General features: G+C 61.6%; 14 protein-coding genes. 10 read left to right on the forward strand and 4 right to left on the reverse strand.

What is annotated here, in order from left to right; genetic code table 11:
• The first annotated feature begins 108 nt into the window (after positions 1 to 108).
• Entirely contained in the window at positions 109 to 816 is a 708-nt protein-coding gene (locus GM655_RS00210; protein WP_155432649.1) for an HAD family hydrolase, read from the forward strand.
• Positions 817 to 891: 75 nt separating this feature from the next.
• Positions 892 to 1,908, forward strand: a complete 1,017-nt coding sequence (hrcA, locus tag GM655_RS00215; RefSeq protein WP_196308673.1) for a heat-inducible transcriptional repressor HrcA — start codon at positions 892 to 894, stop codon at positions 1,906 to 1,908.
• A 15-nt stretch (positions 1,909 to 1,923) separates the two neighbouring features.
• On the opposite strand, the gene fur is transcribed toward hrcA, so the two are convergent.
• Positions 1,924 to 2,352: a ferric iron uptake transcriptional regulator gene (fur, locus tag GM655_RS00220; RefSeq protein WP_155432651.1), complete on the reverse strand. Its 429-nt coding sequence runs from the start codon at positions 2,350 to 2,352 to the stop codon at positions 1,924 to 1,926.
• A 272-nt stretch (positions 2,353 to 2,624) separates the two neighbouring features.
• Between fur and GM655_RS00225 the strand changes: the two genes are divergently transcribed.
• From GM655_RS00225 to GM655_RS00245, 5 genes are read left to right on the forward strand one after another with little or no spacing between them, the layout of a single operon-like run.
• Positions 2,625 to 3,176 carry an outer membrane protein assembly factor BamE gene (locus tag GM655_RS00225; protein WP_155432652.1) on the forward strand — a complete coding sequence of 184 codons (552 nt, stop codon included), beginning with the start codon at positions 2,625 to 2,627 and terminating at the stop codon, positions 3,174 to 3,176.
• Positions 3,177 to 3,187: 11 nt separating this feature from the next.
• On the forward strand, positions 3,188 to 3,997 hold the full coding sequence (dapB, locus tag GM655_RS00230) for a 4-hydroxy-tetrahydrodipicolinate reductase (protein ID WP_155432653.1): 810 nt from the start codon (positions 3,188 to 3,190) through the stop codon (positions 3,995 to 3,997).
• Positions 3,994 to 4,668 carry a MotA/TolQ/ExbB proton channel family protein gene (locus GM655_RS00235; protein WP_155432654.1) on the forward strand — a complete coding sequence of 225 codons (675 nt, stop codon included), beginning with the start codon at positions 3,994 to 3,996 and terminating at the stop codon, positions 4,666 to 4,668. Before dapB ends, GM655_RS00235 begins: the two co-directional genes overlap by 4 nt.
• 35 nt (positions 4,669 to 4,703) lie before the next feature.
• On the forward strand, positions 4,704 to 5,126 hold the full coding sequence (locus tag GM655_RS00240; RefSeq protein WP_155432655.1) for an ExbD/TolR family protein: 423 nt from the start codon (positions 4,704 to 4,706) through the stop codon (positions 5,124 to 5,126).
• Position 5,127: 1 nt separating this feature from the next.
• The gene (locus tag GM655_RS00245) at positions 5,128 to 5,454 is read left to right on the forward strand and encodes a barstar family protein (RefSeq protein WP_155432656.1); all 327 of its coding nucleotides are present in this window, start codon (positions 5,128 to 5,130) and stop codon (positions 5,452 to 5,454) included.
• On the opposite strand, the gene map is transcribed toward GM655_RS00245, so the two are convergent.
• The 3 genes from map to GM655_RS00260 form a co-directional block, all read right to left on the reverse strand.
• Positions 5,451 to 6,293 (reverse strand): type I methionyl aminopeptidase, encoded by an 843-nt coding sequence (map, locus tag GM655_RS00250; RefSeq protein ID WP_155432657.1) that lies wholly within the window; start codon positions 6,291 to 6,293, stop codon positions 5,451 to 5,453. The two genes, GM655_RS00245 and map, sit on opposite strands and share 4 nt — an antisense overlap.
• A 45-nt stretch (positions 6,294 to 6,338) precedes the next feature.
• Positions 6,339 to 6,704, reverse strand: coding sequence for a VOC family protein (locus tag GM655_RS00255; protein ID WP_155432658.1), 366 nt, complete (start codon positions 6,702 to 6,704; stop codon positions 6,339 to 6,341).
• Positions 6,705 to 6,797: 93 nt separating this feature from the next.
• On the reverse strand, positions 6,798 to 7,589 hold the full coding sequence (locus GM655_RS00260; protein ID WP_155432659.1) for a helix-turn-helix transcriptional regulator: 792 nt from the start codon (positions 7,587 to 7,589) through the stop codon (positions 6,798 to 6,800).
• A 140-nt stretch (positions 7,590 to 7,729) separates the two neighbouring features.
• On the opposite strand from GM655_RS00260, the gene leuS reads away from it, so the two are divergent.
• The 3 genes from leuS to holA are packed head-to-tail and all read left to right on the forward strand — an operon-like array spanning position 7,730 to position 11,961.
• The gene (gene leuS / locus GM655_RS00265; protein ID WP_155432660.1) at positions 7,730 to 10,372 is read left to right on the forward strand and encodes a leucine--tRNA ligase; all 2,643 of its coding nucleotides are present in this window, start codon (positions 7,730 to 7,732) and stop codon (positions 10,370 to 10,372) included.
• Between the two features lie 12 nt (positions 10,373 to 10,384).
• Entirely contained in the window at positions 10,385 to 10,936 is a 552-nt protein-coding gene (locus tag GM655_RS00270; protein WP_155432661.1) for an LPS-assembly lipoprotein LptE, read from the forward strand.
• 8 nt (positions 10,937 to 10,944) lie between these two features.
• Positions 10,945 to 11,961 carry a DNA polymerase III subunit delta gene (gene holA / locus GM655_RS00275; RefSeq protein WP_155432662.1) on the forward strand — a complete coding sequence of 339 codons (1,017 nt, stop codon included), beginning with the start codon at positions 10,945 to 10,947 and terminating at the stop codon, positions 11,959 to 11,961.
• Positions 11,962 to 11,970 lie beyond the last annotated feature (9 nt).

The following is an 11,970-nucleotide window of genomic DNA, read 5'->3' on the forward strand; positions in this document are numbered from 1 at the left end:
GCCGGTCCGGTTCAGGCTGTACCGTTGCCTGCGCGCGCGCCCCAGCCCCGGCAGCCCCTGCTGCTGCCGATTGGTGCGACAATAAGCGTTTTGCATACTGCCTCAGTGATGATGAAGCGCCGCCCGCACGCCCTGCTGTTTGACCTTGACGATACGCTCTGGCCTATCGCGCCCGTAATCGCCAGCGCCGAGCAGAGCTGGCATGACTGGCTGAGCCAGCGCGTGCCCGCGCTGACCGAGCGCTACAGCGTTGCCGAACTGCGCAGCCAGCGCATGGCCTTGCTGGAACGCCAGCCCGAGCTCATTGTCGACCTCTACAACCTGCGCCGCGTGGCGCTCGCGCAGGCGCTGCATGAGATTGGCGCCGACCATAGCCATCTGGATGGCGCCATGGCGCACTTTGCCCAGTGCCGCAATGCCGTCACGCCGTATGCCGATGTGGCGCCGGGGCTGGCCCGGCTACAGAGCCTGCTGCCGCTGGGCGTGGTCACGAATGGCAATGCCGATCTTGCAGTGATAGGCCTGCAGCACCATTTCAAGGTGAATCTGGCTGCCAGCCGTTTCGGTCTGGCCAAGCCCGATCCGGCCATTTTCCATGCGGCTTGTGCGGCCATGGGCGTGGCGCCCGAGCATGCCGTGTACGTGGGTGACGACCTGCGGCTCGATGTGCAGGGCGCCCAGCAGGCCGGCCTGCGCGCCGTGTGGATGCGCCGCAGCGATGTCAAGCATGCGGAACTGGCGGGGGTGGAACCGGACGCGATCTGCCACGATCTGCATGATTTGCGTCACTGGCTAGAGGCGCAGATGCAGCATTGATGCCACGCTGCATAGCACGGTGGCCTGCCATCGGTGCATAATAGGAAGTAAGTAGCTTTAACTGAACCACTGATCATGCAACTCGAACCCCGCGCGCAAACTTTGCTTAAAGCTCTGGTGGAGCGCTATATCGCGGACGGCCAGCCGGTCGGTTCGCGCGCTCTGTCCAAGATTTCCGGGCTGGATCTGTCGCCCGCCACCATCCGCAATGTGATGGCCGATCTGGAAGAACTCGGCTATGTGGCCAGTCCCCACACGTCGGCCGGCCGCGTGCCCACGCCGCGTGGCTACCGGATTTTTGTCGATACCCTGCTGACGGTGCAGCATCTGGACGAGCAGGCGGTGGAAGGGCGTATGCGTTTGCAGGCGCCGCAGCCGCAGAAGATGATCAATAACGCAGCGCAGATGCTGTCTTCGCTGTCGCAGTTTGCCGGCGTGGTGCTGTCGCCGCGGCGCGAATCCGTGTTCCAGCATATCGAATTCCTGCGCCTGGGCGAGAAGCGCATCCTGCTGGTGATCGTAGCGCCCGGTGGCGATGTGCAGAACCGTCTGCTGCTGACGGATGTCGATTACAGCCCGGCCCAGCTGGTGCAGTCGGCCAACTATATCAACCAGAATTACGGCGGGCTGGCGTTCGACGAAGTGCAGCGCCGCCTGCAGAGCGAAGTCCGGCAGTTGCGCGACGATATGGGCCGGCTGATGCAGGCCGCCGTGGAGGCGGGCAGCGAAGCCATGGCTGACGATTCGGAAGACATGGTAATCGCCGGCGAGCGCAATCTGCTGTCGGTCAGCGACCTGTCCTCGAATATGAGTTCGCTGCGCCAGATGTTCGATATGTTCGAGCAGAAGACGGGCCTGATGCAGTTGCTCGATGTATCGAGCAAGGCCAATGGCGTGCAGATCTACATCGGCGGCGAATCGAGTCTCGTGCCGATGGATGAAATGAGCGTGGTGACGGCGCCGTACACGGCGCATGGCAAGATCGTCGGTACGCTGGGCGTGATCGGTCCCACCCGTATGGCTTACGAGCGGGTGATCCCGATAGTGGATATTACGGCCAAGCTGCTGTCGAATGCGCTGAGCCAGCAGTAAGCTGCCAGCGCAGCCTTACTGGCGGTGCGGGCAGGCCGTCTTGGTGCAGTTGCCGTAGATGGCCAGCGCATGTTCGGCGATCTTGAAGCCGCGCTCCTGCGCGATGACCTGCTGGCGCACTTCGATCTCTTCGTCAAAGAATTCTTCCACGCGGCCGCAATCGAGGCAGACCAGATGGTCGTGGTGCGAACCCTGATTGAGTTCGAAGATGGCTTTGCCCGTCTCGAAATGATTGCGATGAAGCAAGCCAGCCTGTTCGAACTGGGTCAGTACGCGATAAACGGTGGCCAGGCCCACATCCATGTTGTCTGCCAGTAAGATTTTGTACACATCCTCGGCGGTCAGATGGCGCACATCGCTGTTCTGGAAAATATCCAGAATTTTCAGACGTGGCAGCGTGGCTTTCAGGCCGCTGGCCTTCAGATCGTTAGGATTGTTACCCATGGTGGCGACTCTTACAGTGGTGTTATTCAGTGCTGGTGAGGCGACAGTTTAACGTACTCCGGCGCTGGCCGCAGCAACGATGCTGCGGCGCGTAGGCCGCGCTGCGCGGCAATTTGCAATGTTTTACATTTTAGTTATATAAAACAAGGACATACTGCCGGAATTGGTGGATAATGCCTGCGCAAACTGTGCCCGGCTAGCCCCATCGTGCATCATGTGCATTATGATATAGCGTTTTTCGGCACTTCCGCTCGAACCGATTGAGGATAAACATGCGCGTCACCCAGGCACCAAAGCCGACCAAGTTGCAGTCCACCCCACGCCGCCTGCCTGTGCTGGCAGCAGCCGTCTTCGCGCTGGCATTGTCTAGCACCGGCTGCGCCACCAAGACCACGCTGGGCGAGAAATCCACGGAAGTGAAAGAAACCGGTACCACGCTGGATGCGAGCAAGGGCGCGCAGACCACGACCATCACCCAGTTGCAGAAGTTCATGTGGTTCTTCTCGCCGTACCGTCCAGATATTCAGCAAGGTAACTTCGTATCGGAAGAAATGCTGGCCCAGCTCAAGGTGGGCATGACGCGCGATCAGGTGCGTTTCATCTTCGGCAGCTCGCTGCTGGAAGATCCTTTCCATGGCAATCGCTGGGACTACCCGTTCCGCATGGCCAAGGGTAACGGCGAGCTGACCACCAGCCGCGTGATCGTGTTCTTCGGAAAAGACGGCCGCGTGGAACGCTGGGAAGGCGGCAATCTGCCAACGGAAAAAGAATACATCGCCCGTATTGCCGGCCCGGCGCCGCAAATCAAGGCGAGCGACAAATAACAGAGGAATACATGAGTGACATGAATATCGCCATTGCTGGCGCTGGTGGCCGCATGGGCCGTATCCTGATCGAAGCCGTGCTGGCTGCGCCCGATGCGCGTCTGGCCGGTGCGCTCGATCGTGCCGGCGGCAGCAATATCGGCAGCGATGCGGCAGCCTTCCTCGGCCAGCCGGCCGGTGTGGCCGTGGCGGCCGAACTGGCGCAGGGTCTGGCCGGTGCGCAGTACCTGATCGACTTCACCCGTCCGGAAGGCACGCTCGAACATCTGGCTTATTGCGCCGAGCATGGCATCAAGATGGTGATCGGCACCACCGGCTTCGACGAAGCGGGCAAGGCAGCGATTGCCGAGGCGGCCAAGAAAACCGCCATCGTGTTCTCGCCTAACTTCAGCGTGGGCGTGAACGTGACGCTCAAGCTGCTCGAGCAAGCTGCCAAGGCACTGTCGGTAGGCTACGACATCGAAGTGATCGAAGCGCACCATCGCCACAAGGTCGACGCGCCTTCGGGCACGGCGCTGAAAATGGGCGAAGTGCTGGCCGATGCGCTGGGCCGCGACCTGAAAGACTGCGCCGTGTACGCGCGCGAAGGCGTGACGGGCGAGCGTGATCCATCCTCGATCGGCTTCGCTACCATCCGTGGCGGCGACATCGTGGGCGACCACACCGTGCTGTTCGCCGGTATCGGTGAGCGCATCGAAATCAGCCACAAATCCAGCAGCCGCGTGACTTACGCGCATGGTTCGCTGCGCGCCTGCCGCTTCCTGGCGGACAAGAGCACCGGTCTGTATGACATGTACGACGTGCTGGCGCTGAACGGATGATGCCCAACCAATTCACCCTGACCAGTTACTGGGAACAGGGCGACGCCATCAGCCACGTTGTGGCGCTGGTGTTGCTGGCGATGTCGCTGGTGAGCTGGTTTTTCATTCTTTCCAAAACGCTGGCCGCGTGGCGTATCCGCCGCAGCGCGCCAGCCGTACAGCAGTTCTGGCAGGCGCCCACGCTCAGTGATGGCGTGGCTGCGCTGAATGCTGCCGATCCCGAACAGATCTACGCGCCGCTGGCGCAGCAGGGCGCCGCCTTGCAGCAGGCCGCCCAGACGGGCAGCCGTTCGCTGAGCGCCGAACTGGCACCGGCCGCGCAGAGCACGCGCGTGCTGCGCGATGCGATCCAGCGCGCTACCAACAAACTGGAAAGCGGCCTGACGGTGCTGGCGTCTATCGGTGCCACCGCGCCATTCGTCGGCCTGCTCGGCACCGTGTGGGGCATCTACCATGCGCTGGCCAATGTGTCGGCACACGGCACGGTGCAGATCGACAAAGTGGCTGGCCCCGTGGGCGAAGCGCTGATCATGACGGCCATAGGCCTGACGGTGGCGATACCTGCCGTACTGGCGTATAACGGTTTCAACCGCGTCAACCGCCTCACGCTGGCCGAACTCGATGCCTTTGCCTACGACCTGCAAGCCTATCTGACGCGCAGCCCCGAGTAAGCGCAGCAAGCAACAGACCTCACGAGGAGCACGGCATGAGCTTCGGCACATTCAATCACCACCGCAATCCCGGCCCCATGGCCGACATCAACGTCACGCCCATGGTGGATGTGATGCTGGTGCTGCTGGTGATCTTTATCCTGAGCGCGCCCATGCTGAGCAATGCCGTCAAGTTGGAGCTGCCGAGCGCCGATGCGGGCGCCAGCAGCCAGCAGGCCGCCACCGTGCTGCTGGCCATCGATGGTGCAGGACAGATTTACTGGAACAACGATCCGGTGGATAGTGCGGCACTGGATACGCGGCTGGAACAGGCCGCGACGCTGTCGCCGCAACCGGAACTGCAGCTACGCGCCGATAAGAATACGCGCTACGAAGTGGTGGCGCAGGTGATGGCCGCCGCGCAGCAGCAGGGCTTAACCAAACTGGGCTTTGTTACCGCCCCCAAGAAAGAGAAATAATATGGCTACCGCCGAACTGAATGGTGCTGCGATCACCGATTTCGCCAGCTTCCACGCTGCCTGCAAGGCTGCGCTGGGTTTCCCCGACACCTATGGCAATAGCATGGATGCGTGGGTGGACTGCCTGAGCTATCTGCGCGATGACGACAGCATGAGCAAGTTCCGTCTGAAGCCGAACGAGGTGCTGGAAATCGTTATCAAGGACGGCGCTGCCATGCAGGCCGCCGTGCCCGATATTCTGGAAGAAGTGACTTACTGCGTGGCCGGCATCAACGAGCGCTACGAAGACTACGGCGAGAAGCCGGCCCTGAAACTGACCCTGCGTTAAGCTGCAGGGCTGGCTGCTGCGGGTGCCGGCACGGCATTCGGAATCTGCGCCTTGGCGCCCGTTTCGCCCGGTGCCAGCGTCAGCACCTCGTAACCGGTTTCCGTCACCAGCACCATATGCTCCCACTGCGCCGACAGCGATTTGTCGCGCGTCTCCACCGTCCAGCCATCAGCCAGTTCGCGCGTGGGCGCCTTGCCCGCGTTGATCATCGGTTCGATGGTGAACAGCATGCCCGGCTTGAGCACCACGCCCTGACCGGGGCGGCCGTAGTGCGCCACCTGCGGATCATCGTGATAGATGGTGCCGATGCCGTGGCCGCAGTAGTCGAGCACCACGCTGTAGCCGGCTTTCTCGGCTATGGTCTGGATCGCGAAGCCCACATCGCCCAAGGTAGCACGTGGTTTGACGGCACGGATGCCGGCCCACATGGCGGCATAGGTGGTTTCCACCAGCTTGCGCGCGGCCTTGGACGGTTCGCCCACGTAGTACATGCGGCTGGTGTCGCCGAACCAGCCATCCTTGATGACGGCCACATCGATGTTGATGATGTCGCCATCTTTCAGTATCTGGATTTCCGACGGAATGCCGTGGCACACCACATGGTTGACCGAGCTGCACACGGTGGCCGGGAAGCCGCCATAGCCCACGTTGGCCGGTATCGCCTGCTGCACATTGACGATGTACTCGTTGCACAGACGGTCCAGATAAGCCGTACTGACACCAGCGCGGATATGCGGGCCTATCATGGTCAGCACATCGGCCGCCAGTTGGGCGGCCACGCGGGCCTGGGCGATCTGTTCTGGCGTCTTGTGGTGGTTGGTGGGGCTACGGCGGGACATGAGGGGCCTTCTTTTTCAGATAAGGCCGATATTCTGCCACAAGCCTTAGCGCACCGCTGACGGATCAAAATGCGGGTTGTCGATCAGGCAAAGCAGATTGCCGAACGGATCAGCCAGTTCCACCGTGCGGATGTCGCCGCCCACGTCCTGAATCGGGCCATGGATGGCCGCGCCCAGTGCCACGATGCGCGCTACTTCCGCATCGATATCGTCCACGCCCCAGTAGACCATGCTGCCGCCGGTGCCCGGCGTGCCGTCCGGGATCAGGCCCAGTTCGAAGCCGCCGATGGAAAAGCCCACATAAAACGGCTGGTCGAAGTAGGGCGCTACGCCGAATACGCTTTCATACCATGCTTTGGCGGCGGCCAGATCGGCGACCGGATAAGCGGCCGTGCGTAGTCCTTTGATCATGCTGTACTCCCGTGAGATGTCGAAAACGCCATCTTGGCACAAGTGCAGTGTGCGCGATTGGAAAAATGGAAAGCGGGATGGCCGGCGGCCGCTTCAGGCGTTGAGCAGGAAGCGCTGCGGGGCCGCGCCGGCAAACTGCTGGAAGTCGTGGATCAGGTGGGACTGGTCGAAATAGCCGCAGACCAGCGCTAGTTCGCTCCAGTCGGGCGCGCTGGTCTGGCGCAGGGTTGCCGTGGCGCGGCGGAAGCGGCAGATGCGCGCATACAGCTTGGGCGTCAGGCCCACACGCTGACGGAACAGGGTGGCCAGATGCTGGCGCGAGACGCCCAGCCGTGCCGCCAGATCTTCGATGCGCAAGCTGCCGTCGCTATGTTCCAGCGCGGCCAGCGCATAGCCGATCAGGCCAGCCGCATGTTGCTCGGCCAGCACGGCAGCCTTGGGCGCGGCCTGTGCGGCGCACAGGCGCTGCAGCAGATAGGCTTCGATCAGGGCGAGGCGCTGGCGCTCCGGCCGCTCGCGCTCCCACAGGGCATCGGCCAGACGGCTTGCGTCGCTGTCACCCCAAAGTAGATCAATCTCGGCCCGCTGGTCGTTCAGTTCCTGCAGGGGCGCGCGCAGGAATAGCCCTGCCGCCCCGGCCTTGAAACGTACGGCCAGCGTGCGGCGCGCATCGCTGCCGGCCGCCAGTATCGGGCTGCTCATCATGCCGACCACAAAGGCGCTGTGGGGCGTGCGGCCGGACTGGCCGGCGTCCTGCCACAGGATGTCCACGCAGTTGTCCGGCAATACCCGATGCTGGCTGGCGTGGGCAGGCGCCTGCGCTGCCCACAGGCAGTCCACGTAGGCGGCCAGTGCCGGCTGAGGGGGGTATTCACGGTAGTACATGGGGCCAGTATGCCACGCCAGACGGGCAACGAGGGGGCGCTAGGCAGCCGGATACTGCGTTCCACTGTGCCCAAGCCGCGCAGGAGGGGCGGGGGACGGTATAATGTTGGGTTCTTAGACAATTCTGGCCGTTGACCATCATGCAAGATAAATACAGTCCCGCTGACGTAGAAAAAGCCGCACAATCGCACTGGAAAGCCATCGACGCCTATAAAGCCGTCGAAAATGACCCGCGCTTCCCCAAGGGTAAATACTATGCCTGCTCGATGCTGCCTTACCCATCGGGCAAGCTGCATATGGGCCACGTGCGTAACTACACCATCAACGATGTGATGTACCGCTATCTGCGCATGAACGGCTACAACGTGCTGATGCCTATGGGCTGGGATGCTTTCGGTATGCCTGCCGAGAATGCAGCGATGGCCAACAACGTGCCGCCAGCGCAGTGGACCTACTCCAACATCGCCCACATGCGCGAGCAGATGGAGTCCATGGGTCTGGCGATCGACTGGTCGCGCGAAATGACGGCCTGCAAACCCGAATATTACAAATGGAACCAATGGATGTTCCTGAAGATGCTGGAAAAAGGCATCATCTACAAAAAAACCGGTACCGTGAACTGGGACCCGATCGATCAGACCGTGCTGGCCAACGAGCAGGTGGTCGATGGCCGCGGCTGGCGTTCCGGCGCGCTGATCGAAAAGCGCGAAATCCCGATGTACTACGCCCGCATCACCGACTACGCCGATGAGCTGCTGTCCTATGTGGACGACAAGCTGCCGGGCTGGCCGGAACGCGTGCGCACCATGCAGACCAACTGGATCGGCAAATCGACCGGTGTGCGTTTCGCTTTCCCGCACGAGATCAAGGATGAAACGGGCGCGCTGATCGGCGACGGCAAGATGTATGTGTTCACCACCCGTCCGGATACGGTCATGGGCGTGACCTTCTGCGCCGTGGCAGCCGAGCACCCGCTGGCGATCCACGCTGCCAAGACCAATCCTGCGCTGGCTGCCTTCAACGCCGAGTGCAAACTGGGTTCCGTGATCGAGGCCGACATGGCCACCATGGAAAAGAAAGGTATGCCGACCGGCCTGTTCGTGACCCATCCGCTGACGGGCGAACAGGTAGAAGTCTGGGTTGGTAACTACGTGCTGATCACCTACGGCGATGGCGCCGTGATGGGCGTGCCTGCGCACGACGAGCGCGATTTCGCTTTCGCCAAAAAGTACAATCTGCCTATCAAGCAGGTGATCAAGGCCGAAGGCAAGGAATTCTCCACCGAAGCATGGCAGGAATGGTATGGCGACAAAGAAGTTTCGATCGTCACCAACTCCGGTAAGTACGATGGCCTGAACTACGCTGCCGCAGTCGATGCCGTGGCTGCCGACATGGTCGCCAAAGGTCTGGGCGAGAAGAAAATCACCTTCCGTCTGCGCGACTGGGGCGTATCGCGCCAGCGTTACTGGGGCACGCCGATTCCGATGATCCATTGCGCCGATTGCGGCACCGTGCCGGTACCGGAAAAAGATCTGCCAGTGGTACTGCCGGAAGACTGCGTACCGGATGGTACGGGCAACCCGCTGAACAAGCACGAAGCTTTCCTGAAATGCGACTGCCCGAAATGCGGCAAGCCAGCACGTCGCGAAACCGACACCATGGATACCTTCGTCGATTCGTCGTGGTACTACATGCGCTATACCTCGCCCGGCTCGAATGAGGCCATGGTCGATGCACGCAATGATTACTGGATGCCGATGGACCAGTACATCGGCGGTATCGAACACGCCGTGATGCACCTGCTGTACGCACGCTTCTGGACCAAGATCATGCGCGATCTGGGTCTGGTCAAGTTCGACGAGCCGTTCGTCAACCTGCTGACGCAGGGTATGGTGCTGAACGAAACCTACTACCGTGAAGATGCCGCCGGCAAGAAGGTCTGGTTCAATCCGGCCGACGTGGATCTGACGCTGGACGACAAAGGCCGTCCGCAAGGCGCCGTGGCGAAAGCCGACGGCCAGCCGGTGCAGATCGGTGGCACCGAGAAGATGTCCAAGTCGAAGAACAACGGTATCGACCCTGCCGCCCAGATCGAACAGTACGGCGCCGATACGGCACGTCTGTTCACCATGTTCGCTTCGCCACCGGAGCAGACGCTGGAATGGTCGGGCAGTGGTGTGGAAGGTGCTAACCGCTTCCTGAAACGCGTGTGGGCCTATGGCTACGCGCAATCGGGCCGCATCGGTAAAGCGCTGCAAGGCGCCGATGCACCAGTGGCAACCGACGCGCAGAAAACCCTGCGCCGCGAGCTGCACAAGCTGCTGCAACAGGCTGACTATGACCTGAAGCGCATCCAGTACAACACCGTGGTATCGGCCTGCATGAAGATGCTGAACACGCTGGAATCGGCCAAGCTCGATGACAGCGCTGCATCGGACGCGCTGATCGCCGAAGGCCTGTCGATCTTCCTGCGCCTGCTCAACCCTGTCGCGCCGCACATCACCCACGTGCTGTGGCAGGAACTGGGCTATGCCGGCAAGTTCGGCGACCTGCTCAACGCGCCATGGCCGCAAGTTGATCCGGCCGCGCTGGAACAGTCGGAAATCGAGATGATGATCCAGGTGAACGGCAAACTGCGCGGCAGTGTGGTGGTACCGAAAGGCGCCGACAAGGCGGCCATCGAAGCGGCTGCACTGGCCAGCGAAGCGGTGCAGAAGTTCATCGAAGGTACGCCGAAGAAGGTGATCGTGGTACCGGGCAAACTGGTCAACATCGTGGTCTAAGCTGGGATAACTATGACGATGAATCTGGCATGGCGCCGGCTGGCCCGGCTGATCGGACTGTCGCTGCTGCTGACGCTGTCGGCCTGCGGCTTCCACCTGCGTGGCGAAGGCGGGCATTACACCCTGCCGTTCCCGAAGATGTATGTGGGCCTGCCGGATGCATCGCCACTGGCGATCGACCTCAAACGCAATATCCGCGCCAATGGCGGCACCACCGTGGTGGCTGCCGCCAAAGATGCGGATGGCGTGATCGAGGTGCTGACCAATCCGGAAAAGACCCGTACCAAAACCATTCTGTCGCTGAACAGCAATGGCCGCGTACGACAGTATCTGCTGTCGTACAACATCGTGTTCCGGGTACTGGACCGGCAGGGTAACGAGTTGCTGGCGCCGACGCAGATTCTGCTGACTCGCCCGATCGACTTTAACGAAACCCAGTTGCTGGCGAAAGAGCAGGAAGAAGCCCTGCTGTACAAGGACATGCAGACCGATCTGGTGCAGCAGATGATGCGCCGTATCGCTGCCATCAAGCCGCCACAGATCTCCGTGCCGGCCAGCCGCTAGGGCACACCATGCAACTGCGGCTAGAGGCACTGGACGGCCACTTAAGCAAGGCGCTGGCGCCACTGTATGTGATCACCAGCGACGAGCATCTGCTGGCGCTGGAAGCGGCGGACAAGATCCGCCGCACGGCGCGTGCGCAAGGCTATTCCGAGCGCGACGTGCTGACGGTAGAACGCAGCTTCAAATGGGGCGAACTGCTGGCGGCCAATCAGGCACTCTCGCTGTTCGGCGACAAGAAGCTGATCGAGCTGCGCATCCCCACCGGCAAGCCGGGCAAGGATGGCGGCGCCGCACTACAAAGTTATGTGCAAGACCTGAGTCCCGATAACCTGACGCTGATTACCCTGCCCAAGCTGGACTGGCAGACGCAGAAAGCGGCGTGGGTAGCCAGCCTGCAGCAGGCTGCCGTGTATATCGACATCCCGCAGGTAGAACGGACGCAATTACCCAATTGGATAGGCCAGCGCCTTGCCGCACAAGGGCAAAGCGCTGACCGGCAGAGCATAGATTTCATCGCCGATCGCGTGGAAGGCAATCTGTTGGCGGCCCATCAGGAAATTCAGAAACTGGCCCTGCTGCACGAGCCGGGCAAGCTGACCTACGAACAGGTGCACGATGCTGTGCTGAACGTGGCGCGTTACGACGTGTTCAAGCTCAGTGAAGCGATGCTGGCCGGTGATCCGGCGCGGCTGGTGCGCATGCTGGAAGGCTTGCAGGGTGAAGGCGAAGCATTGCCGCTGGTGCTGTGGGCGGTGTCGGAAGAAATCCGCACGCTGCTCAAGCTCAAGGCGGGCATGGCGCAGGGGCGGCCACTGGGTGCGCTGCTCAAGGAGTACCGCATCTGGGGGCCGAAGGAACGCATGATGGAGCCGGCATTGCGCCGCATTTCGCTCGCTACGCTGGAAGCGGCAATGCAGGACGCAGCGCAGGTAGACAAGATGATCAAAGGCTTGCGCGCCAAAGCGCATGCCGGCGACGCGTGGGATGCGATGCTGCAACTGGCATTGAACGTCGCGCGCGGTTAGCACAGCGAA

The sequence above is a fragment of the Pseudoduganella danionis genome (genome assembly GCF_009720775.1).
Lineage (GTDB): Bacteria > Pseudomonadota > Gammaproteobacteria > Burkholderiales > Burkholderiaceae_D > Rugamonas > Rugamonas danionis.